20 protein-coding genes are annotated in these 21,735 nt (G+C 74.4%); 14 read left to right on the forward strand and 6 right to left on the reverse strand.

Annotation, left to right across the window (positions count from 1 at the left end):
* Positions 1-75 precede the first annotated feature (75 nt).
* Both ACGF5T_RS16055 and ACGF5T_RS16060 read right to left on the reverse strand, forming a co-directional pair.
* The gene (locus tag ACGF5T_RS16055; protein ID WP_366768242.1) at positions 76-783 is read right to left on the reverse strand and encodes a gamma-glutamyl-gamma-aminobutyrate hydrolase family protein; all 708 of its coding nucleotides are present in this window, start codon (positions 781-783) and stop codon (positions 76-78) included.
* 83 nt (positions 784-866) lie between these two features.
* Positions 867-1,601: an FCD domain-containing protein gene (locus ACGF5T_RS16060; protein WP_356605875.1), complete on the reverse strand. Its 735-nt coding sequence runs from the start codon at positions 1,599-1,601 to the stop codon at positions 867-869.
* Positions 1,602-1,675: 74 nt separating this feature from the next.
* Here ACGF5T_RS16060 and ACGF5T_RS16065 point away from each other — a divergent pair, with 74 nt between their 5' ends.
* From ACGF5T_RS16065 to ACGF5T_RS16080, 4 genes are read left to right on the forward strand one after another with little or no spacing between them, the layout of a single operon-like run.
* A complete protein-coding gene (locus ACGF5T_RS16065; protein WP_366768241.1) occupies positions 1,676-3,040 on the forward strand; it encodes a glutamine synthetase family protein in 1,365 nt (454 codons plus the stop codon).
* Positions 3,041-3,048: 8 nt separating this feature from the next.
* Positions 3,049-4,467, forward strand: a complete 1,419-nt coding sequence (locus ACGF5T_RS16070) for an aldehyde dehydrogenase family protein (protein WP_392888147.1) — start codon at positions 3,049-3,051, stop codon at positions 4,465-4,467.
* A 30-nt stretch (positions 4,468-4,497) separates the two neighbouring features.
* Positions 4,498-5,280 (forward strand): 3-oxoacyl-ACP reductase, encoded by a 783-nt coding sequence (locus ACGF5T_RS16075; protein ID WP_356605871.1) that lies wholly within the window; start codon positions 4,498-4,500, stop codon positions 5,278-5,280.
* A 37-nt stretch (positions 5,281-5,317) separates the two neighbouring features.
* A complete protein-coding gene (locus ACGF5T_RS16080) occupies positions 5,318-6,298 on the forward strand; it encodes a DUF2510 domain-containing protein (protein ID WP_366768253.1) in 981 nt (326 codons plus the stop codon).
* Between the two features lie 37 nt (positions 6,299-6,335).
* Here the strand turns inward: ACGF5T_RS16080 and ACGF5T_RS16085 are convergent, their stop codons facing one another.
* Complete coding sequence (locus ACGF5T_RS16085) at positions 6,336-7,538, reverse strand: amino acid deaminase/aldolase (RefSeq protein ID WP_361012436.1); 1,203 nt, start codon at positions 7,536-7,538, stop codon at positions 6,336-6,338.
* Between the two features lie 1,278 nt (positions 7,539-8,816).
* Between ACGF5T_RS16085 and ACGF5T_RS16090 the strand changes: the two genes are divergently transcribed.
* Both ACGF5T_RS16090 and mycP read left to right on the forward strand, forming a co-directional pair.
* Positions 8,817-9,929: a hypothetical protein gene (locus ACGF5T_RS16090; protein WP_366768239.1), complete on the forward strand. Its 1,113-nt coding sequence runs from the start codon at positions 8,817-8,819 to the stop codon at positions 9,927-9,929.
* A gap of 35 nt (positions 9,930-9,964) precedes the next feature.
* Entirely contained in the window at positions 9,965-11,143 is a 1,179-nt protein-coding gene (gene mycP, locus ACGF5T_RS16095; RefSeq protein WP_361012493.1) for a type VII secretion-associated serine protease mycosin, read from the forward strand.
* On the opposite strand, the gene ACGF5T_RS16100 is transcribed toward mycP, so the two are convergent.
* Positions 11,128-11,874: a hypothetical protein gene (locus ACGF5T_RS16100; RefSeq protein WP_366768252.1), complete on the reverse strand. Its 747-nt coding sequence runs from the start codon at positions 11,872-11,874 to the stop codon at positions 11,128-11,130. The genes mycP and ACGF5T_RS16100 overlap by 16 nt on opposite strands.
* 59 nt (positions 11,875-11,933) lie before the next feature.
* On the reverse strand, positions 11,934-12,380 hold the full coding sequence (locus ACGF5T_RS16105; protein WP_356605866.1) for a TIGR03618 family F420-dependent PPOX class oxidoreductase: 447 nt from the start codon (positions 12,378-12,380) through the stop codon (positions 11,934-11,936).
* A 95-nt stretch (positions 12,381-12,475) separates the two neighbouring features.
* On the opposite strand from ACGF5T_RS16105, the gene ACGF5T_RS16110 reads away from it, so the two are divergent.
* Positions 12,476-13,207 (forward strand): SseB family protein, encoded by a 732-nt coding sequence (locus ACGF5T_RS16110; protein ID WP_356605864.1) that lies wholly within the window; start codon positions 12,476-12,478, stop codon positions 13,205-13,207.
* Between the two features lie 41 nt (positions 13,208-13,248).
* On the opposite strand, the gene ACGF5T_RS16115 is transcribed toward ACGF5T_RS16110, so the two are convergent.
* Positions 13,249-13,605 carry a DUF1844 domain-containing protein gene (locus ACGF5T_RS16115; RefSeq protein WP_366768238.1) on the reverse strand — a complete coding sequence of 119 codons (357 nt, stop codon included), beginning with the start codon at positions 13,603-13,605 and terminating at the stop codon, positions 13,249-13,251.
* A 382-nt stretch (positions 13,606-13,987) separates the two neighbouring features.
* Between ACGF5T_RS16115 and infC the strand changes: the two genes are divergently transcribed.
* The 7 genes from infC to pheT all read left to right on the forward strand — a co-directional run bounded on the left by infC (position 13,988) and on the right by pheT (position 21,428).
* Entirely contained in the window at positions 13,988-14,650 is a 663-nt protein-coding gene (infC, locus tag ACGF5T_RS16120) for a translation initiation factor IF-3 (RefSeq protein ID WP_356606209.1), read from the forward strand.
* 108 nt (positions 14,651-14,758) lie between these two features.
* Complete coding sequence (gene rpmI, locus ACGF5T_RS16125) at positions 14,759-14,953, forward strand: 50S ribosomal protein L35 (protein ID WP_003977225.1); 195 nt, start codon at positions 14,759-14,761, stop codon at positions 14,951-14,953.
* A 98-nt stretch (positions 14,954-15,051) separates the two neighbouring features.
* On the forward strand, positions 15,052-15,435 hold the full coding sequence (gene rplT / locus ACGF5T_RS16130; protein WP_053128232.1) for a 50S ribosomal protein L20: 384 nt from the start codon (positions 15,052-15,054) through the stop codon (positions 15,433-15,435).
* Positions 15,436-15,617: 182 nt separating this feature from the next.
* A complete protein-coding gene (locus ACGF5T_RS16135) occupies positions 15,618-16,466 on the forward strand; it encodes an RNA methyltransferase (RefSeq protein ID WP_366768237.1) in 849 nt (282 codons plus the stop codon).
* Between the two features lie 50 nt (positions 16,467-16,516).
* Positions 16,517-17,656 carry an ATP-binding protein gene (locus tag ACGF5T_RS16140; protein WP_361012426.1) on the forward strand — a complete coding sequence of 380 codons (1,140 nt, stop codon included), beginning with the start codon at positions 16,517-16,519 and terminating at the stop codon, positions 17,654-17,656.
* 137 nt (positions 17,657-17,793) lie between these two features.
* Positions 17,794-18,915, forward strand: coding sequence for a phenylalanine--tRNA ligase subunit alpha (gene pheS / locus ACGF5T_RS16145; protein ID WP_361012423.1), 1,122 nt, complete (start codon positions 17,794-17,796; stop codon positions 18,913-18,915).
* Positions 18,915-21,428: a phenylalanine--tRNA ligase subunit beta gene (gene pheT / locus ACGF5T_RS16150; RefSeq protein WP_361012420.1), complete on the forward strand. Its 2,514-nt coding sequence runs from the start codon at positions 18,915-18,917 to the stop codon at positions 21,426-21,428. Before pheS ends, pheT begins: the two co-directional genes overlap by 1 nt.
* Positions 21,429-21,735: the final 307 nt, after the last annotated feature.

A 21,735-nucleotide genomic window follows, 5' to 3' on the forward strand; every position in this document is an offset into this window, starting at 1 on the left:
GGCGAGAGACCTGGTGCCGGTGGCGGGCCAGGCTTGCGGCGCGTGCCGCGGGTGCCGTCGCCGGGGACGGGTGGCTCAGCCGGGGCTGGGTCCTCCCGACGCCGCCGCGTTCACCAACGCCGCCATCACCCGCACGTCCTCGCCCATCTCCGGGTGCCACTGCACGCCGAGGACCCAGCCCCGGCCGGACGGCAGTTCGAGGGCCTCGACGGTGCCGTCCGCGGCGTGGGCCGAGGGGACGAGCCCGGTACCGATCCGGTCCACCGCCTGGTGGTGGTAGGTCGGCACGAACACCTCCTCGGGCACGACACCGGCGTACAGCGTTCCCGGCACCGGCGTGACCGGGTGGCCGCCGAAGACCCCGACCGCCTCCGCGTGGCCCTCGATGTGCTGGACGAGGGTGCCGCCCAGGGCGACGTTCAGCAGCTGCATGCCCCGGCAGACGCCCAGCAGGGGGACGCCCGCGTCCAGGGCCGCCTCGATGAGCGCCAGTTCCCAGGTGTCCCGGGCGCGGGCGGGCGGTCCGGTGCGCGGGTCCCGTTCGGCGCCGTAGCGGACCGGCTCCACGTCCGGGCCGCCCGCGATCACCACCCCGTCCAGCCGGGCGACGGTGGCGGCGGCCCGCTCCGGCGCGTCCGGCGGGAGCATCACGGCCAGACCGCCCGCCCGCTGCACGAGCCGCGGATACCCGGCGGGCAGCAGCGCCGCCTCCAGCTCCCACACGCCCCAGCGCGCCCCGGTCTCCAGGTACGTGCTGACGCCGACCAGCGGCATGCCCGCCATCCGACCTCCTTCGTCATGGCCCGTAATGGCTCGCTCCCATACCTTTGCCGGGCACCGGTGTCACGGCAAGACGCGGACGCGCGTCAGGCCAGGAACCCGCGCAGCAGCGCCGCCGTCCCCGCGCAGTGCTCCCGCGCGATCTCCCGCGCCCCGTCGGCGTCCCCGTCGAGCACCGCCGCCACGAGCGCGGTGTGCTGCCGCTGCGAGTGCTCCAGGTTGCGCACCAGCAGCGGGATGCAGTCCAGCAGGTCGTTCAGACCGGCCCGGACGGCGGCGTACTGCCCGGCCAGGGCCGGTGAGCCGGACAGCTCGGCGAGGGTGAGGTGCAGCCTCGTGTCCAGCCGCCGGTAGGAGGCCAGCGGCGCGTCCCGCGTGCCGGCCAGCGCCTCGCGCAGCCGCAGCGCCCCCTGCTCCGTCAGCCCGTGCGCCGCGCACAGCCCGGCCGCGCCCACCTCCAGCACCTCCCGGAAGCGCAGCACGTCCTCGATGTCGACCCCGGCGACCCGGCGCCGCAGCTCGTCCTCGCCGCCGGCGTCCGCCCTCGCCCGTACGAACGTTCCGCCGTACCGGCCGCGCCGGGCCTCCACCAGCCCCTGGTCCTGGAGCACCCGCAGCACCTCGCGGAGCGTGACCCGGCTGATCCCCAGCCGCTCCGCCAGCTCCCGCTCGGCCGGCAGCCGCTCGCCCCCGGACACCAGGCCCAGCCGCACGACCTGGAGGATCTGCTCCAGCGCCTCCTCGAAGCCGTTGCCGGCCCGCACCGTCCGCAGCACCGGCGCGAGCCGGTCCGCCACGCTCCCCCCGTTTCCCTCCGGCATGCGGCCGCGCCCCCTTCCCAAGCAATGGTCGTCCGCAATACCTTATGGCTCCCGGTCACAAGGAGGCTCTCCCCGTGCCAGACCGCACACCCCCCCTCGGGGTCGAGGAACTGCACGCACTCGTCGTCGGCGGTGAGATCGACACCGTCGTCCTGGCCTTCCCCGACATGCAGGGACGCCTCCAGGGCAAACGGTTCGCCGCGCGCTTCTTCCTGGACGAGGTCCTCCGGCACGGCACCGAGGGCTGCAACTACCTCCTCGCCGTCGACGCCGACATGAACACCGTCGACGGCTACGCGATGTCCTCCTGGGACCGCGGCTACGGCGACTTCGCCATGCGCCCGGACGTGGAGACCCTGCGCCGCCTGCCCTGGAACGAGGGCACCGCGATGGTCGTCGCCGACCTCGCCTGGGAGGACGGCTCACCGGTGCCCGCCGCGCCCCGCCAGATCCTGCGCCGCCAGCTCGAACGCCTCGCCGGACACGGCCTGAGCGCGCTGGTCGGCACGGAGCTGGAGTTCATTGTTTTCCGGGACACCTACGAACAGGCCTGGGACGCGAACTACCGCGGACTGACCCCGGCCAACCAGTACAACATCGACTACTCGGTCCTCGGCACCGGCCGCGTCGAGCCCCTGCTGCGCCGCATCCGCAACGAGATGGCCGGCGCGGGCCTCACCGTCGAGTCGGCCAAGGGCGAGTGCAATCCCGGCCAGCACGAGATCGTCTTCCGCTACGACGAGGCCCTGGTCACCTGCGACCAGCACGCCGTCTACAAGACCGGGGCCAAGGAGATCGCCGCCCAGGAGGGCATGTCCCTCACCTTCATGGCCAAGTACAACGAGCGCGAGGGCAACTCCTGCCACATCCACCTCTCCCTCGCCGACGAGAGCGGCGCCGGCGTCATGGCCGGGGAGCGGGAGGGCGGCATGTCCGAGGTCATGCGGCACTTCCTGGCCGGACAGCTGGTGGCGCTGCGCGAGTTCGCCCTGCTCTACGCCCCCCACATCAACTCCTACAAGCGGTTCCAGCCGGGCTCCTTCGCCCCGACCGCCGTCGCCTGGGGACGCGACAACCGCACCTGCGCCCTGCGGGTCGTCGGACACGGCCCTTCCCTGCGCTTCGAGAACCGACTCCCCGGCGGCGACGTCAACCCGTACCTCGCGGTCGCCGGCATGGTGGCGGCGGGACTGCACGGGGTCGAGCAGCGGCTGGCGCTGCCCGAGCCGTGCCCGGGCAACGCCTACGCCGCGGACTACGCGCACGTGCCGACCACCCTGCGCGAGGCCGCCGAGCTGTGGGAGAACAGCGCCCTCGCCAAGGCCGCCTTCGGGGACGCGGTCGTCGCCCACTACCGCAACATGGCGCGGGTCGAACTCGACGCCTACGACGCCGCCGTCACGGACTGGGAGCTGCGCCGCTCCTTCGAACGCATGTGAGGCCCCACGTGTCCCACCAGGCACCCGTAACAGAGGCAACAGAGGCAACAGAGGCAACGGGGACACAGGACCTGCGGGTGCTGAACCCCGCCACCGAAGAGGTCGTCGCCACCGTCCCCGCGGCCACCGCGGCCGACGTCGACGCCGCCGTCGCACGGGCCGCGCGGGCGCAGCCGACCTGGGCCGCCCTGGCCCCCGGCGATCGCGCCCGGCTCCTGCGCCGGTTCGCCGCCACCGTCGACGACCACCGGGAGGAACTGGCCCGCCTGGAGGTCCGCGAGGCCGGGCACACCATCGGCAACGCCCGCTGGGAGGCCGGTAACGTCCGCGACCTGCTCGACTACGCCGCCGGGGGAGTGGAGCGGCTCACCGGCCGGCAGATCCCGGTCGCCGGCGGCCTGGACGTGACGCTCCTCGAACCGCTCGGCGTCGTCGGCGTCATCGCGCCCTGGAACTTCCCCATGCCGATCGCGGCCTGGGGCACGGCGCCCGCGCTGGCGGCGGGCAACGCGGTCCTCCTCAAGCCGGCCGAGACGACCCCGCTGACCGCACTGCGTCTGGCCGAACTGGCCCTCGCGGCCGGGCTTCCCGAAGGCCTCCTCCAGGTGCTGCCCGGACACGGATCCGTGGCGGGTGACGCGCTCGTCACCCACCCGGGCGTCGCCAAGATCGTCTTCACCGGGTCGACAGCGGTGGGCCGTCAGGTGGCGGCCAAGGGCGCGGCGCTCCTCAAGCCCGTCACCCTGGAACTCGGCGGCAAGAGCCCCAACATCGTCTTCGCCGACGCCGACATCGAGGCCGCCGCCGCCGCGGCGCCCCTGTCCTTCCTCGACAACTCCGGCCAGGACTGCTGCGCCCGCACCCGCATCCTGGTCCAGCGCACGGTGTACGACCGCTTCCTCGGCCTCCTCGCCCCGGCGATCGAGTCCGTCCTCGTCGGCGACCCGGCCGACGAACGCACCGACATGGGCCCGCTCATCTCCCGGGCCCAGCTGGACCGCGTCCGCTCCTACGTCCCCGAGGGCGCCGACGGCATCCGGGGCAAGGCCCCCGAGGGCGGCCCCGGCTTCTGGTTCCCGCCCACCGTCCTCACCGGCGTCGACGCGCACGCGCGCGTGGCGGTCGAGGAGGTCTTCGGGCCCGTCGCCGTCGTCCTGCCCTTCGAGGACGAGGCCGACGCCGTCCGCCTGGCCAACGCCACCGAGTACGGGCTGTCCGGCTCGATCTGGACCCGGGACGTCGGCCGTGCCCTGCGCGTCTCCCAGGCGGTGCGGGCCGGGAACCTGTCCGTCAACTCCCACTCCAGCGTCCGCTACGGGACGCCGTTCGGCGGGTTCAAGCAGTCCGGTCTCGGCCGCGAACTCGGTCCGGACGCGCTGACCGCCTTCACCGAGACCAAGAACGTCTTCATCAGCACCGCCCCGTAACGTCCCGTCGAGCACGGAGGACCCCGCACAGTGAGCGAAGACATCGTCTGCCGCAGGCTCGTCGGCCGTACCGCCGTCGTCACCGGGGCCGGCAGCGGCATCGGCCTCGCCTCCGTCCGCCGGCTCGCCTCCGAGGGCGCGCACGTCGTCTGCGGCGACGTGGACGAGACCCGGGGCAAGGCGGCGGCGGACGAGATCGGCGGCACCTTCGTCAAGGCCGACGTCACCGACCCGGAGCAGGTCGAGGCGCTGTTCGCGGCGGCGTACGACACCTACGGCAGCGTCGACGTCGCGTTCAACAACGCCGGCATCTCGCCGCCCGACGACGACTCCATCCTGGAGACCGGCCTGGAGGCGTGGAAGCGCGTCCAGGAGGTCAACCTGACCTCCGTCTACCTGTGCTGCAAGGCCGCCCTCCCCCACATGCGGCGCCAGGGCCGGGGGTCCATCATCAACACCGCCTCCTTCGTGGCCCGGATGGGCGCGGCCACCTCGCAGATCTCGTACACGGCCTCCAAGGGCGGAGTCCTCGCCCTGTCCCGGGAACTGGGCGTGCAGTTCGCGCGGGAGGGCATCCGCGTCAACGCCCTGTGCCCCGGACCGGTCAACACCCCACTCCTCCAGGAGCTGTTCGCCAAGGACCCGGAGCGGGCCGCGCGCCGCCTCGTCCACATTCCGCTCGGGCGCTTCGCCGAGGCCGAGGAGATCGCCGCCGCCGTCGCCTTCCTGGCCAGCGACGACTCCTCCTTCGTGAACGCCAGCGACTTCCTGGTGGACGGCGGGATCTCCGGGGCGTACGTCACACCGCTGTAGATCACCGCGGGCGGCGCCCTACAGTGCCGGGATGAGCATGACGCCGCCGCCCGGCTGGTACCCCGATCCGTCGGCCCCGCACCAGGAACGGTGGTGGGACGGAACGGCCTGGACAGAGCACCGGCGGGCACCCGGGCCCGCCGGGTACGGGGCGCCCCCGGCGCAGCAGCCGGTGCCCTCCGCGGCGCCCGGGCAGCCGTCGACCGTGCCGCTCCGCACGGGCGGCCACCCGGGGCAACGGCGGTCCGCGGACGGCACCGTGCGCGCCAGGGCCGTCGCCCTCACCGCCGCCGGGGCCGTGCTGGTCGCGGCGATCGTCGGCGGCGCGTTCTTCCTCGGCGAGGACGACGGCGGCCCGCGGACCGGGACCCCGCCGTCGTCCGCCGCTCCCACCGGACCGTCGCCGGTGACCGCGACGCCGACCCCCTCACCGACCCCCACCGGGCCCCCGACCACGGTCGAGGACCAGCTCAACGGCGTCACCTTCCCGCTGCCGGACGGCTGGGTCCCGCCGAAGAACGTCGCCGAGAGCGACGTCATGATGACCACGGACGGCACCTACGACTGCCCCGCCGACGGCGGGGTGTGCCGGCACGGTCTCGTCGTCTCGCGCACCGTCACGGCGAACGCCGAGTCCTCCCCGAAGACCCTCGCCGAGCAGGACATCGAGGACGCGGCCGACGACGCCTACGACCGCGACCTGGTCGGCAACAAGCCCTTCGGCGGCATCGAGTCCCACGAGGAGGTCGCCTCCGGGCCGGTCGCCGTCGCCGGACGCGCCGGGTACTACGTGCGCTGGCGGGTGACGACGGCCGAGGGCCCCGGCGGCTACGTGCAGTCGATGGTGTTCCCCTCCACGGTGGGCACCGAGTCCCCGATCCTCGTCCGCTACGTGTTCGACGCCGGCGAGGACGGTCCGCCCCTGGCCGACATGGAGCGGATCACCAAGGGCATCCGGCCCGTCGGCGACGCGGACACGGGCGGCGGCGTGGGCAGCGGCATCGGCCCGTCGGACTGACCCGGCGCGGCTACAGGTACCGCCTACAGGTACGCGCCTACAGGTAGGTGTGCCCCTCGCCCCGGTACGTCGGCACCGTCGCCGTCACCGCGTCCCCCTCCACCAGGTGCAGCGCGTCGAACCGCTCGCACAGCTCACCGGCCTTGGCGTGCCGGAACCACACCTTGTCGCCGATGAGGAGGTCGTCGGCGGGGGTGCCGAGCAGCGGCGTCTGCACCTCGCCGGCCCCCTCCTGGGAGTCGTAGCGCAGCCCTTCGGGCAGGTACGGCTCCGGCAGGCGGTCGGCGCCGGGCGCGCCGGAGGCCGGGTAGCCGCCGCCGAGCACGGCCACGACGCCGACCCCCGGACGCCGGACCACGGGCTGGGCGAACAGCGCCGCCGGACGCCCGCGGAAGGACGTGTAGTTGTCGAACAGCCGCGGTACGTACAGCCCGGAGCCGGCGGCGATCTCCGTGACCGCGTCCTCCGCGGCGGTGTGCTGCACGCTGCCCGTGCCACCGCCGTTGACGAACTCCAGGCCGGGCACCACGGCCCGGACCGCCCGCACCACCGCTGCACGCCGCTCGGCGAGTTCCCGGCGGGCGGCCCCCTGCATCAGCCGCACCGCCCGGGACCGCAGCGGCCGCCCCGCCACCGCGTCCCCGACCCCGGCGACATGCCCCTCGTACGCCATGATGCCGACGACCTCGAACCCGGGCCGGCGGACCACCGCGCGGGCCAGGTCGGCGACCTGGGCGGGGGAGTGCAGCGGGGAGCGCCGGGCCCCGACCCGCACGCGCCCGCCGAGCAGCCGCAGCGAGGTGTCCAACTCCAGGCACACGCGCACGACTTCCCGGCCGCCGTCGCGTGCCGCGTCGATGAGGTCCAGCTGCGCCGGATCGTCGATCATCACGGTCACGGCGGCGGCGAGCTTGGGATCGGCGGTCAGTTCGGCGTACCGGGCGCGGTCCGCCGACGGGTAGGCGAGCAGCACGTCCTCGAAACCCGAGCGTGCGAGCCACAGGGACTCGGCCAGGGTGAACGACATGACACCCGCGAAACCGTCCCTCTCCAGAACCCGTTCGAGCAGGGCCCGGCAGCGTACGGACTTGCTGGCGACCCGGATCGGCTTCCCTCCGGCCCGGCGGAGCAGGTCGTCCGCGTTCGCGTCGAAGGCCTCCAGGTCCACGATCGCCACGGGGGCGTCCAGATGGGCGGTGGCCCGGTCGTAACGGGCCCGGTCGGCGGCGCGCGCAGTCATGGACGCAGCCTGCCAGACAGGATTACCGCAGGGTAGGGGGACGTTCCGGGCCAATGCCACGGGGGCGCGGACTGGTTCCCCGCCGGACGGGGTCACGCCGTAGAGTGACGCGCACGCACGGCGGCACGGCCCCCGGGGCAGGGCTCGGAGCCCGCGCCGGGGTGGCGGTCCTCCCGTGCGGGTATGCGTGCCCGGGACGGATCGCTCCACGCCGGGCCGGGGCAGGAGACCACATCACCGGCCCGCGTCGGAGAAACGGCCCGGGCCCGAGGAAACGGGGGGTGCATGAGCACGGAAGCGCGCCGCGCCTCCCTCCCTCCGCACCCGGGGACCCCGTCCCGCCAGGAGCCCCCGGCCCACCCGGAGACCCCACCGACCCCCGGCACGCCGCCCCGTCCCGCCACGCCGCCTCCCCCGTCCGCGCCGCCGCACCCCGGCACCCCGCCGGACCCGGTGCGGCGCACCGGCACCCGGCCGTCCCCGGAGCCCCAGCCGCACCCCGGCACCTCGCCCCGCCCTGAGCCTCGGCCGCACCGGGGCACGCCGCCGCTCGCGCCGGAGGCGGGAGGTTCGCCCCGCCCTGGTACTCCGCCGCACCCCGGCACCCCGCCGCCGGCGTCGGACGCGGGCGTCCCGCGACGTCCCGCCGCTCCGCCACGCCCCGTCGGCCCGCCCCGGCCGGCACAGCCGTCGGCGGCGCCCGGTGGCGACCCGGCCGGGACCGACCGGCGCGCGCCGGTCGCGCCGCCTCTCCCCGCTCCCCGGCACACGGGGGAGCGCGACGCGAACACCCGGCGCTACGACGTGTCCCGCGACGCCGACGCGCCTCGGGCCGCCGACGCGCCCCCGTCGGCCGCCGACGCGTCCCCGTCCGCCGACGACGGCGTCCCCGGACCGGGCACGGCGAGGGAGCAGGACCCGGGAGACGGACCCGGCAGCCGAGACGCCGGCTGGGCCGCCCCGCGCCGGGAGGGCGACCGGGAGGCCCCGGACTCCGGTGCCGGGCCGCGTCTCCCGCGCCTGTGGCCCGTCGATTCCCGGGCCACCGAGCCCGCGCCCCCGCCACCCCGCGCCTCCGCCCGTTTCCCCGACACCCCGCCCACCGTCGGCCGCGGTGGCCCGGGGGAGGGCGGGGCGCAGCGGGCACACCGCCCGGCGCCGCCTTCACCGCGCCGCCCCGGCACACCCGTCCCCGGCGCCCCCACCCCCCGCGGCGCCGACGCCCCCGCGGGGACTTCGCCAGGCGCCGGCGCGGCGCGGCCGTCCCGTCGCGGCCCGATGACGCCCCCGCCAGCCGGCCCCGGCGCACCCGCCGATGCCCCGCGCGGCGGCCCCACGGCGCACCTGGAGGCCCCGCGCGGCCGCGACTCGGCGCCCCCGGAGGCCCCGTCCGAGACGACCCGGCGCCTCCGCCCGATCCCGGCGGCACCGGCACCGGCACCGGAAGCGGAACGGGCGGCAGCGCCGCGCCCCGCGTCCGGTCCGACGGGCACGGTCGCCACCCCCGACCCCGGGCGGTCCTGGAGCGCTCCGACGGCGACCGGCGAGGGGCGGCCCCGGGTGTCGTTCGGGGAGCCCGAGGGGTACGACGAGCACGCCCGGCCGCATCCGTTCGGTGAGCGGGGGCGGGGCCGGGGCCGGGGGCGGGCGCAGGCCCTCGCCGCGGCCGTCTGCTTCGTGCTGGGGCTGGGACTGGTGACGGGCGCCGTCACCGGCAGCTGGCTCGCCGGGGACTCGGGCGACGACGGGGCGCGCGGCGCGTTCGCCGAGGCGGGAGACCTGTGGCACAGCGTGCCGGTCGACCAGCTGTTCCCGCCCACCGTGCGGGGACAGGGCGCCGGACCCGGCGGCGCCGACCGCACCTGGACGCGGGTCGCCGTCGCGCCGGACAGCGGCTGCGAGGGCGCCTTCGACCCGCTGCTGGCCAAGCTCCTCGACCCCGTCGGCTGCCGGCGTCTGCTGCGCGCCACCTACACCGACGCCACCCAGAGCCACGTCACCACCGTCGGCCTGCTCTTCACCAAGGCCGACGCCGCCGCCATGACCTCACTGGCGGGCCGGTTCGAGAAGGAGGGTCTCGGCCGCCGGGAGGACCTCATGCCGCTGCCGTACGCCGCCGAGGGCACCGTCGCCGCCGGCTTCGGCGCGCGGCAGCGGGCCTCGTGGACCGTCTCCGTCCTCACCGACGGCCCCGTCGTCGTCTACGCCGTCTCCGGCTGGGCCGACGGCCGCGGCGTCGACGAGCCCGAGCCCGCCGAGGAGGCCATGGAGTCCGGCGCGGGCTCGGCCCCCGCCCAGGCCGGCCTCGGCCACGAGGCGCAGGGCCTCGCCGACCGCGTCGAACGTGCCCTGCGCAAGAACGTCGGCCCGGCCACGGAGCGTCCGTCGTGAAGACCGTCGACCCCGCCGCGGAGCCCGCCGCCCCCGTGCCGCACACCGGCGTCCGCGGAAAGGGCGCCCTGGGGCTCCTCCTCGCCGCCGCCCTGGTCCTCGTCCCGGCGCCCGCCGCGCACGCCGACGGCATCCGCGCGCAGCAGTGGGCCCTGGACGCCCTGCACACCGACGAGGCCTGGCGCACCACCAAGGGCGCGGGCGTCACCGTCGCCGTCCTGGACACCGGGGTCGAGGCCGACCACCCCGACCTGGCGGGCAACGTCCTCGACGGCAAGGACCTGGTCGGCTTCGGCGCGAGCGAGGGGGACCGTGCCTGGGCCCGGCACGGCACCGCCATGGCCGGGATCATCGCCGGTCACGGCCACGGCGCCGGCAACGCGGAGGGCGCCATGGGCGTCGCCCCGGAGGCCAAGATCCTGCCCCTGCGCGTGATCCTGGAGGACGGCGACCCCTCCCGCGCCAAGGCCCGCAAGACCCGCGGCAACGCCCTCGCCGACGGCATCCGCTGGGCCACCGACCACGGCGCCGACATCATCAACCTCTCCCTGGGCGACGACTCCGCCTCCGCCCACCCCGAACCCGCCGAGGACGAGGCCATCCAGTACGCCCTGAGGAAGGGCGTGGTCGTCGTCGCCTCGGCCGGCAACGGAGGGGAGAAGGGCGACCACATCTCCTACCCGGCCGCCTACCCGGGCGTGATCGCCGCGACCGCCGTCGACCGCTACGGCACCCGCGCCTCCTTCTCCACCCGCCGCTGGTACGCCACGGTCAGCGCCCCCGGCGTCGACGTGATCATCGCCGACCCGGACCACCGCTACTACGAGGGCTGGGGCACCAGCGCCGCCTCGGCCTTCGTCTCCGGGGCCGCCGCCCTGGTCAAGTCGGCCCACCCCGACCTCACCCCGGCCCAGGTCAAGTCCCTCCTGGAGGACACGGCCCGCAACGCCCCCGCGGAGGGCCGCGACGACTCCCGCGGCTACGGCTTCGTCGACCCCGCCGCGGCCATCGAGGCGGCGGGACGCCTGGAGCGGCGGGGCCTGAAGCCGGCTGCCTACGGCGACGAGTACTTCGGCTCCGGACCGGAGGCCGCCGCCTCCGACGACTCCACCGCCGCCTGGGCGGCGCCCCTCGCGGGCGGCGCGGGCGGCGTCATGATCGTCGCGGCCGTCGTCCTGTGGCGGGGCCGCCGCGGACGCTACGAGGACTTCTGACCGCAGGCCGCGCCGTCCCCGCCGGGCGGGACCGCCTCGCGGAAGACGGACACCGCCGCCCGCGCCGCCGCCTCGGTGAGCGCGATCCCCTCCGCCCGGCTCGCACTGCCGCGGGACACGACCGCCACCAGACGGTCGCGGCCGCCCGTCGTGACCCGCCCGATGCTGCCGACCACCCACAGCCCGGTGGTGCTACGCCGCAGCCAGCCGTTCTTCAGCGCCCACGCCGAGCCACCGGCGGTGTCGGCCGCGGCCGACACACCCCACCGCTGACCTTCGGTGATCCGCCCCATCAGCCCGCCCACGTACGCCCGCGAGGCCTCGCTCAGCTCCGAGCCGTCCGCCACGAACACCTGCCGCAACAGCGCGACCTGGTCGGCGGCCGTGGTCCGCGTCAGTCCCCACAGAGGTCCGTCGCCTCCCCGGGTCCGCGTCAGTCCGAAGCGCGCGTTCCCGGCGTCGAGCCCGTCCGCCGCCCCGATCGCCCGCCACAGCGCCGACGCCGAGTCGTTGTCGCTCCGCTCGATCATCGCGACGGCGTGCGCCTCCTCCTCGGCGGTGGGCGCACGCCCCGCGTCCTGCGCCTGGAGCAGCAGCACCGCCAGGATGTCGACCTTGACGATGCTCGCCGTCTCGTAGAGGCCCGAGCCGTACGAGGCGCTCCGGCCCGAGGCCGGGTCGAACACCGCCACCGACACCTCGGCGCCGCCCGCCACGGGCACCGACGCCATGGCCGTGGCCAGCAGCGCGTCACGGTCCTCGACCGGGCCGCCCGACCGGACGCCCGTCCTCACGGAGCGGAAACCGGACCGCCGGGCCGGAACCGCTCCACTCCGACGATGTGCCGCACCTTCACCGGACGCACGACGACCGCGATCCGCCGCTCTCCGGGCATGAGCCACTCGAAGCGCTCGCTGCCCAGGTACTTGCGGGCCAGCCGGTCCATCCGGTCGTGCGCCTCCGGGCCCTCGACGAAGCGGGACACCACCCCGCTGATCTGCACGCGGTCGAAGGGGTCGGCGGCGTCCGCGTGCGAGAGGTAGACCCGGGGGTCGCGGCGCAGGTTCTCCTCCTTCACCCGGCCCACCGAGGTGTTGAAGGTCAGCTCGTTCTCCCCCTCCAGGTCCACCCACATGGGGCTGACCTGCGGCGCTCCGTCGGCGAACACGGTGCCGACGTACCAGATGTGCGGAGCTCGCAGTCGAGCGCGGACGGCGTCGTCGAAGGTCGCGGTCATCCGGCGAGGCTACCAACCATGATCGCCGGGCCGGTCCGCACGTCTGCGAGGTGGGCCTCGGCGACCTGTCCGGACCCTCGACTAGGGTCGGGAGCGTGGCGAACAAGAACATCCCCGACTCCGGCTACTCCGACGACGACGGCTCCGCCGACCCCCGGCTGAGCGCGGCGCTCGCCGCCTGGGCCGAGGACCGCACCGCCCTGCCTCCCGTGCTGGAGGCGCTCAAGGGCGCCCGGCTGCTCGTACCCGTGGTGGCCGTTCTCGGCGAGGTGGAGGAGGACGAGAACGGGCTGCGGCGCGAGAAGACCAGTGACATGGCGGTCCCGACGCTGAAGGCCGGCGACCGCACCGCCCTGCCCGCCTTCACGTCCACCGAGTCGCTGGCCCGCTGGGACCCCGCGGCCCGCCCCGTCGCCGTACCCGTGCACCAGGCGCTGCAGGCCGCCGCGCACGAGAAGGCGGACACGGTGGTCCTGGACCTGGCCGGTCCGGTGCCCTTCGAGCTGACCGGCGCGGTGCTGCTGGCGCTGGCCGAGGGGCGTACGACGACCGATCCGCTGGCCGACCCGGCCGTCGCCGAGGCGGTGCGCACCGCGGTGGCCGCCGAGCCCGCCGTGCTCCGGGCCCACCTCGGGCCGGGACGGGCCGACGGCACGCTCGCGCTGCAACTGGACCCCGGGGCCGACCCGGCCACGGCCGCCCGGGCCGTCGCCGAGCGCCTCGCCGCCGACGAGACGCTGAGGGCCCGCCTGGTGCGCGGCCTCGACCTGGCACTGCTGCCGGCCGGGGCGACGCCGCCGGGCGAGCCCTTGTACGTGCGGGGGTAGCTGGGCTGCGTGAGGGACAGCTCGGCCACGCAGGGGACTGCTCAGCCGTAGACCCGGCCGGTGTACTTCTCGCCCGGGCCCTGGCCCGGCTCGTCGGGGACGAGCGAGGACTCGCGGAAGGCCAGCTGGAGCGACTTCAGCCCGTCGCGCAGCGGGGCCGCGTGGAACGAGCTGATCTCCGTCGCCGACGCGTCCAGCAGACCGGCCAGCGCGTGCACCAGCTTGCGGGCCTCGTCCAGGTCCTTGTGCGCGTCGCCCTCCTCGGTCAGCCCCAGCTTCACGGCGGCGGCGCTCATCAGGTTGACGGCGACCGTCACGATCACCTCGACCGCGGGGACCTCGGCGATGTCGCGGGTCATGGCGTCGAAGTCGGGCGTCTCAGGAGGGGTCTCACTCATGCGCCCACGATAGGCGCAGCGCGCGACCCGGCCCCACCCGGTCTCGGTTAGCCCTTCCCCTGCCGAGCTGCTAACCTTGTGTAACGACCGGTCGGACACGCACGCCCACGGCAGCGAGCCCGGCCCACAAGTGGAGGCTCCGAACTCCCACCTGGCCGTCCTCAGGACGGCGGGTCACCGGTCAGGCGGTCCCGTCCAGCGACGGTGACCAGCCCGAGATCGCGCCCCGCGGCCATCGCGGCGGTGCTCCGGTAGCAGTTCAAGGAGCCCCGCCTGTGATCGTCCGGGGCATTTTTGTTGCGCCGGCGCGGTTAGGTCTATCGAACACAGACGTTACGCGGCTGTCCGCCAGACCGTCGCGTGGTGCTACCGAGGAGGATCCATCAGCGCCGAGCCCCGCATCAACGACCGGATTCGCGTTCCCGAGGTGCGACTTGTCGGTCCCAGCGGCGAGCAGGTCGGGATTGTCCCGCTTGCCAAGGCCCTGGAGCTTGCGCAGGAGTACGACCTCGATCTCGTAGAGGTCGCGGCGAACGCCCGTCCGCCCGTGTGCAAGCTCATGGACTACGGGAAGTTCAAGTACGAGTCGGCCATGAAGGCCCGTGAGGCGCGCAAGAACCAGGCGCACACGGTCATCAAGGAGATGAAGCTCCGGCCGAAGATCGACCCGCACGACTATGACACCAAGAAGGGTCACGTCGTTCGGTTCCTCAAGCAGGGCGACAAGGTCAAGATCACGATCATGTTCCGTGGTCGCGAGCAGTCCCGGCCGGAGCTCGGCTACCGACTGCTGCAGCGTCTCGCGGAGGACGTGGCCGACCTCGGGTTCGTGGAGTCGAACCCGAAGCAGGACGGCCGCAACATGATCATGGTCCTCGGTCCGCACAAGAAGAAGACCGAGGCGATGGCCGAGGCTCGCCAGGCGCAGGAAGCCCGCAAGGCGGACGCGAAGGCCAACCCCGGCAAGTCGCAGAACGCCGCGGAGGCCGACGACGTCGACGAGGTGGATGCCGAGGCTCCGGCCGAGGCTCCCGCCGAGGCGTGACTCCGGGGGGCCCAGGTCCCCAGGACGTAACCGATACAAGCGACGCTCCACCGTGCCCGGTTTCACGACCGGGCACCGGAGTGCCACCGACGAGGAGAGAACGGCGCTATGCCGAAGAACAAGTCGCACAGCGGTGCCAGCAAGCGCTTCAAGATCACCGGCTCCGGCAAGGTGCTCCGTGAGCGCGCCGGCAAGCGCCACCTGCTCGAGCACAAGTCGTCCCGCGTGACGCGTCGCCTCACCGGCAACGCCGAGATGGCCCCGGGCGACGCCGCGAAGATCAAGAAGCTTCTCGGCAAGTGACGTCACGGCGCCCTCTGAGCGCCGTACGTCTGGACCGGGACCCCATCGATACCGGGCCGCGTGAGCATCCCCGCGGCCCCGCTACAAGGAGTTAACAAGTGGCACGCGTCAAGCGGGCAGTCAACGCCCACAAGAAGCGCCGGGCGATCCTCGAGCAGGCCTCCGGCTACCGCGGTCAGCGTTCGCGCCTGTACCGCAAGGCCAAGGAGCAGGTCACCCACTCGCTGGTCTACAACTACAACGACCGCAAGAAGCGCAAGGGTGACTTCCGCCAGCTGTGGATCCAGCGCATCAACGCCGCTGCCCGCGCCAACGGCATCACGTACAACCGCTTCATCCAGGGTCTGAAGGCCGCCAACATCGAGGTGGACCGCAAGATCCTGGCCGACCTGGCCGTCAACGACGCCGCCGCGTTCGCCGCGCTCGTCGAGGTCGCCCAGAAGGCGCTGCCGAGCGACGTCAACGCGCCGAAGGCCGCGTGACGCTGCGCCGGCTCTGAGCCGACGTCGAAGGACCCGCAGGCTTCGAGCCTGCGGGTCCTTCGATTGCCGCCCGGCGCACCGTCCTCGTCCGCGGGTGCGTCGTGGCTGGTCGCGCAGTTCCCCGCGCCCCCCAGGGGCGCGCCCGCACCCGGCGTCGACTACTTGTGAAGGTGAAGAATCGCATGCGCCCCGCCGCCCCCGAGCTGATCTCCCCCCGTTCCCCCCGGGTCCTCGCCGCGCGGCGGCTGGCGAAGCGGAACTTCCGGGGGAAGGAGCGGCTGTTCCTCGCCGAGGGGCCGCAGGCCGTGCGGGAGGCCGCGGGGTACGAGGACACCCTCGTCGAGGTGTTCGCCACCGTCGAGGCCGCCGAGCGCTACGCCGACATCATCGGCGCCGCCCGTGACGCGGGCGCCCGGGTCCACCTCGCCGCCGAGCAGGTGATCGAGGACATCTCCACCACCGTCACCCCGCAGGGCCTGGTCGGGGTCTGCCGGTTCCTGGACACCCCCTTCGACGAGATCCTCGCCGCCCGCCCGAAGCTGGTCGCCGTCCTCGCCCACGTCCGCGACCCCGGCAACGCGGGCACCGTACTGCGCTGCGCCGACGCCGCCGGCGCCGAGGCGGTCGTCCTCACCGACGCCTCCGTCGACCTGTACAACCCCAAGGCCGTCCGCGCCTCCGTCGGCTCCCTGTTCCACCTGCCGGTCGCCGTCGGCGTACCCGTCGAGCACGCCGTCGCCGGCCTACGGGACGCCGGTGTGCGGATCCTCGCCGCCGACGGCGCGGGCGAACACGACCTCGACGCCGAACTGGACGAGGGCACCATGGGCGGCCCCACCGCCTGGGTCTTCGGCAACGAGGCCTGGGGGCTCCCGGAGGAGACCCGGGCGCTCGCCGACGCCGTGCTGCGCGTCCCGATCCACGGGAAGGCCGAAAGTCTGAACCTCGCGACCGCCGCCGCCGTATGTCTCTACGCGTCGGCGCGTGCACAGCGCGCCGCCGGAGGGTGCCGCTCCGTCACCAAGGACTAGTAGGGTGACCAGCTCAAGGCCCCTGAGCGGTTGAGAGGTGGGGTACGGGGATGAGCGTCGGCACGAGCAGCGCACCGGGAGCACGCCAGGCGCCGCGTCCGCCCGCGCCCCGCGCACCCGGCGACCTCGCCGACCTCGGCATCGGCCCCGACCAGCTGCCCGACGGCCTCGTCGTCGCGGACGAGCGGGGCCGCGTCGTCTGCTTCAACGCCGCCGCCGCGCGCATCACGGCGGTCGCCGCGGCCGACGCCCTCGGACAGCCGCTGGAGAAGGCCCTCCCCCTGGAGGACCTGGAGGGCCGCCGCTGGTGGCAGCTGACCGACCCCTACGGCGGCCTCGCCATCCGCGTGGGCCAGCCCGAACGCAACCTCCTGCTGCCCGGCGGCCGGGAGGTCCTCGTCTCCGCCCGCTACGTCCGCATCCAGCCCACCGGCCCCGTCCACCGCGTCGTCGTCACCCTGCGCGACACCGAGGCCCGCCGCCGTACCGAACGCAGCCACGCCGAGCTGATCGCCACCGTCGCCCACGAACTGCGCTCGCCGCTCACCTCCGTCAAGGGCTTCACGGCCACCCTGCTGGCCAAGTGGGAGCGGTTCACCGACGATCAGAAGCGGCTGATGCTGGAGACCGTGGACGCCGACGCCGACCGCGTCACCCGGCTCATCGCCGAGCTGCTGGACATCTCCCGCATCGACTCGGGCCGGCTCGAGGTCCGCCGCCAGCCCGTGGACATCGGCGCCGCCGTCGGCCGCCACATCCAGGCGTACGTCGCCGCAGGCCAGGAGGCCGACCGCTTCCTGCTCCGCGTCTCCCAGCCGCTGCCCGACCTGTGGGCCGACCCCGACAAGGTCGACCAGGTGCTGGGCAACCTGCTCGAAAACGCGGTGCGCCACGGCGAGGGAACCGTCACCATTGACGTCACGCCCACGGCGTCCCCCCGCGAGGGAGAGGACACCGGTACGTCGGTCACGGTGAGCGACGAAGGGGCCGGCATCCCGGAGGAGTCCATGAACCGCGTCTTCACCCGCTTCTGGCGGGGCAGCAAGCGCGGCGGCACCGGCCTCGGGCTGTACATCGTCAAGGGCATCGTCGAGGCCCACGGCGGCACCATCACGGTCGGCCGCGCCCCCGGCGGCGGCGCCGAGTTCCGATTTACGTTGCCCGTGGCGGCCCCGGCCTACCTGGCCTGAGCGGCCCCACGGGCGCGGTCGCGTTCCACACCCCCGTTAGACTCGGTCTTTGGCACCTTTGCGTCCAGCTCCGCAGACCATCGTCTCCGGACCGTAGACGGGGCGTCCCAGCCAGCCAATCGGAAGCACGGGAAGAGATGTCGGCACCGAATAAGTCGTACGACCCGGTCGAGGTCGAGGCGTTGAAACCGGAAGAGATCGAGCGCATGCGGGACGAGGCGCTCGCCGCCTTCGCCGCAGCGGGCTCCCTCGACGCGCTCCAGGAGGCGAAGGTCGCCCACACCGGCGGCACCTCCCCGCTGGCGCTGGCCAACCGCGAGATCGGCGCCCTGCCGCCGCAGGCCAAGGCCGAGGCCGGCAAGCGCGTCGGCATGGCCCGAGGCGCCGTGAACAAGGCCCTCGCGGCCCGCCAGGAGGAGCTGGAGGCCGAGCGCGATGCGCGCGTCCTGGTCGAGGAGGCCGTGGACGTCACGCTGCCCTACGACCGGGTGCCGGCCGGCGCCCGGCACCCCCTCACCACGCTCTCCGAGCGCATCGAGGACGTCTTCACGGCCATGGGCTACGAGGTCGCCGAGGGCCCCGAGGCCGAGGCCGAGTGGTTCAACTTCGACGCCCTCAACATCGGCCCGGACCACCCGGCCCGTGGCGAGGCCGACACCTTCTTCGTGCAGGGTGCGGACGGCGGCGCCGAGTCCGGCGTCGTGCTGCGCACCCACACCTCGCCCGTGCAGATCCGCTCCGCGCTCGACCGCGAGCTGCCGGTCTACGTGATCTGCCCCGGCCGCGTGTACCGCACCGACGAGCTGGACGCCACGCACACCCCCGTCTTCCACCAGGTCGAGCTGCTCGCCATCGACGAGGGCCTGACCATGGCGGACCTCAAGGGCACCCTGGACCACATGGTCCAGTCGCTGTTCGGCGCGGAGATGAAGACCCGGCTGCGGCCCAACTTCTTCCCCTTCACCGAGCCGTCCGCCGAGATGGACATGCTCTGCTACGTCTGCAAGGGCGCGTCCGTCGGCAACCCCGACCGGCCCTGCCGCACCTGCTCCAGCGAGGGCTGGATCGAGCTGGGCGGCTGCGGCATGGTCAACCCGCGGGTGCTCACCGCCTGCGGCGTCGACCCGGAGAAGTACAGCGGCTTCGCCTTCGGGTTCGGCATCGAGCGGATGCTGATGTTCCGCCACAACGTCGAGGACATGCGAGACATGGTCGAGGGTGACGTCCGGTTCACCCGGCCGTTCGGGACGGAGATCTGATGCGGGTCCCACTTTCCTGGCTGCGGGAGTACGTCGACCTGCCGGCCACGCAGACCGGCCGCGACGTGCAGGCCAAGCTGATCTCGGCCGGCCTCGAGGTCGAGACCGTCGAGCACCTCGGCGCCGACCTCAAGGGCCCCCTCGTCGTCGGCCAGGTCCTCACCATCGAGGAGCTGGAGGGCTTCAAGAAGCCGATCCGCTTCTGCACCGTCGACGTCGGACAGGCCAACGGCACGGGTGACCCGCAGGAGATCGTCTGCGGCGCCCGCAACTTCGCCGTCGGCGACAAGGTCGTCGTGGTCCTCCCCGGCGCCACCCTGCCGGGCGGCTTCTCGATCTCCGCCCGCAAGACGTACGGCAAGACGTCCCACGGCATGATCTGCTCCGGCGACGAGCTGGGCATGGGCGACGACGGCAGCCACGGCATCATCGTGCTGCCGCCCGAGACCGAGGTCGGCAAGGACGCCATCGAGCTGCTCGAACTGGTCGACGAGGTGCTGGACATCGCCGTCACCGCCAACCGCGGCGACTGCCTGTCCATCCGCGGCGTCGCCCGCGAGACCGCCATCGCCTACGGCCTGCCGCTGCGCGACCCGGCGCTGCTCGACGTGCCCGCCCCGAACGCCTACGGCTACCCGGTGAAGATCGCCGACCCGACCGGCTGCGACCGCTTCACCGCCCGCACGGTCACCGGCCTCAGCGCCGAGGCGCGCTCCCCGATCTGGCTCCAGCGCCGGCTCCAGAAGGTCGGCATGCGCCCGATCTCGCTCGCCGTCGACGTCACCAACTACGTGATGATGGAGCTCGGCCAGCCCCTGCACGCCTACGACCGCTCCCTGGTCCAGGGCACCATCGGCGTGCGCCGCGCCGAGGAGGGCGAGAAGATCGTCACCCTCGACGGCGTCGAGCGGAAGCTGCACGCCGAGGACCTGGTCATCACCGACGACCGCGGCCCGATCGGCCTCGCCGGTGTCATGGGCGGCGCCAACACGGAGATCGCCGACCACGGGGACGCCGAGAGCGCGACGAGTGACGTGGTCATCGAGGCCGCCCACTTCGACCAGGTGGCCATCGCGCGCACCGCCCGCCGGCACAAGCTGTCCTCCGAGGCGTCCCGCCGCTTCGAGCGCGGCGTCGACCCGCAGGCCGCCGCCGCTGCCGCGCAGCGCACCGTCGACCTGCTGGTGCTCCTCGCGGGCGGCACCGCCGAGTCCGGCGTCACGGAGCTCAGCGCCCCGCCGGTGCCGCACACCATCAGCGTCCCGGCCGACCACCCGGACAAGGTCGCGGGTGTGACCTACGGCCGCGAGACCGTCGTACGCCGCCTCCAGGAGGTCGGCTGCGACGTGTACGGGCAGGACGAGCTGATCGTCACCGTCCCGTCCTGGCGGCCGGACCTCGCCGACCCCAACGACCTCGCCGAGGAGGTCATCCGCCTGGAGGGCTACGAGAACCTGCCCGCCACGCTGCCGAGGCCCTCGGCGGGCCGCGGCCTGACCGCCCGCCAGCGCCTGCACCGCCGCGTCGGGCGCGCCCTGGCCGGCGCCGGGTACGTCGAGGCGCCGAACTACCCGTTCGTCAGCGAGCAGGTCTTCGACCAGCTCGGACTGGACGCCGACGACCCGGCCCGCCGCGTCGTGAAGCTGGTCAACCCGCTCAGCGACGAGGAGCCCGCGCTGCGGACCTCGCTGCTGCCGGGTCTGCTCGGCGCGCTGCGGCGCAACGACGGCCGGGGTTCGCACGACCTCGCGCTGTTCGAGACCGGCCTGGTCTTCCACCCGCGCGACGAGCGGCGCGTCGCCGCGAACCTGCCCGTGGACCGGCGCCCCGACGCCGACGACCTCGCCGCGCTGGACGCCGCGCTGCCCGACCAGCCGCGGCACGTCGCCGTCGTCCTGGCCGGCGCCCGTGAGCAGGCCGGCTGGTGGGGCAAGGGCCGTCCGGCCGACTGGGCCGACGCGGTCGAGGCCGCCCGCACCGTCGCCCGCGAGGCCGGCGCCGAACTGGGCACCCGCAAGGGCCAGTACGGGCCCTGGCACCCGGGCCGCTGCGCCGAGCTGATCCTCACGGTGGACGGTGCGGAGCGGGTCGTCGGGCACGCCGGCGAGCTGCACCCGCGCGTGCTGAAGACGCTCGGGCTGCCCGCGCGCAGCTGCGCGATGGAACTCGACCTCGACGCGGTGCAGCGGGCCGGGGACGACACCCCGCAGGCGCCGGGCATCTCCACGTTCCCGGTCGCCACGCAGGACGTCGCCCTGGTCGTGGACGCGTTCGTGCCGGCGGCCGACGTCGAGGCGGCGCTGCGCGAGGGCGCCGGTGAACTGCTGGAGTCGATCCGGCTGTTCGACGTCTACGACAACGCGGAGCAGCTCGGCGAGGGGCGCAAGTCCCTCGCGTACGCGCTGCGCTTCCGCGCGCAGGACCGGACGCTGACGGTCGACGAGGCGTCGGCTGCCCGCGACGCGGCGGTCGCCCTCGCGGGCGAGCGGGTCGGAGCGGCGCTGCGCAGCTAGGCGGTGCGCCCAAGGACCGGGAGGCTTCCGGTCCGGCGGCCGCGGGTACGCCGTGGTCGCCCGCGCGGTTCCCCGCGCCCCTTTGAGGGGCGCGGGGAACCGCGCGACCAGCCACAGCGGACCTGCGGCCGACAACGCACCGCAATCCTCCACGCGACCGGCGGAGCCGTCCGCCCCGCCACGGAGTGTCGGGCAGGCGACGGAGCGGACGGCGGTAGCGGGCCGCCGCACTGTACGAGGGGGAGCCGGCGGCCCGGCCGGCCTCTTTCGAGGCAGCTCAGTCAACCGGCCCGGAACTCTCCGCGAC

Source organism: Streptomyces sp. NPDC047853, assembly GCF_043204535.1.
Taxonomy (GTDB): Bacteria; Actinomycetota; Actinomycetes; order Streptomycetales; family Streptomycetaceae; genus Streptomyces.

Bases quoted from the DNA above. Each gene is read 5' to 3' on its own strand.
- pheS (WP_361012423.1), top strand. From the start codon at position 17,794: ATGTCGGCACCGAATAAGTCGTACGACCCGGTCGAGGTCGAGGCGTTG.
- ACGF5T_RS16080 (WP_366768253.1), top strand. From the start codon at position 5,318: ATGACGCCGCCGCCCGGCTGGTACCCCGATCCGTCGGCCCCGCACCAG.
- ACGF5T_RS16090 (WP_366768239.1), top strand. From the start codon at position 8,817: ATGACGCCCCCGCCAGCCGGCCCCGGCGCACCCGCCGATGCCCCGCGC.
- ACGF5T_RS16085 (WP_361012436.1), bottom strand. From the start codon at position 7,538: ATGACTGCGCGCGCCGCCGACCGGGCCCGTTACGACCGGGCCACCGCC.
- ACGF5T_RS16060 (WP_356605875.1), bottom strand. From the start codon at position 1,601: ATGCCGGAGGGAAACGGGGGGAGCGTGGCGGACCGGCTCGCGCCGGTG.
- ACGF5T_RS16055 (WP_366768242.1), bottom strand. From the start codon at position 783: ATGGCGGGCATGCCGCTGGTCGGCGTCAGCACGTACCTGGAGACCGGG.
- pheT (WP_361012420.1), top strand. From the start codon at position 18,915: ATGCGGGTCCCACTTTCCTGGCTGCGGGAGTACGTCGACCTGCCGGCC.
- rpmI (WP_003977225.1), top strand. From the start codon at position 14,759: ATGCCGAAGAACAAGTCGCACAGCGGTGCCAGCAAGCGCTTCAAGATC.
- ACGF5T_RS16100 (WP_366768252.1), bottom strand. From the start codon at position 11,874: ATGGCGTCGGTGCCCGTGGCGGGCGGCGCCGAGGTGTCGGTGGCGGTG.
- ACGF5T_RS16135 (WP_366768237.1), top strand. From the start codon at position 15,618: ATGCGCCCCGCCGCCCCCGAGCTGATCTCCCCCCGTTCCCCCCGGGTC.
- ACGF5T_RS16140 (WP_361012426.1), top strand. From the start codon at position 16,517: ATGAGCGTCGGCACGAGCAGCGCACCGGGAGCACGCCAGGCGCCGCGT.
- ACGF5T_RS16115 (WP_366768238.1), bottom strand. From the start codon at position 13,605: ATGAGTGAGACCCCTCCTGAGACGCCCGACTTCGACGCCATGACCCGC.
- ACGF5T_RS16105 (WP_356605866.1), bottom strand. From the start codon at position 12,380: ATGACCGCGACCTTCGACGACGCCGTCCGCGCTCGACTGCGAGCTCCG.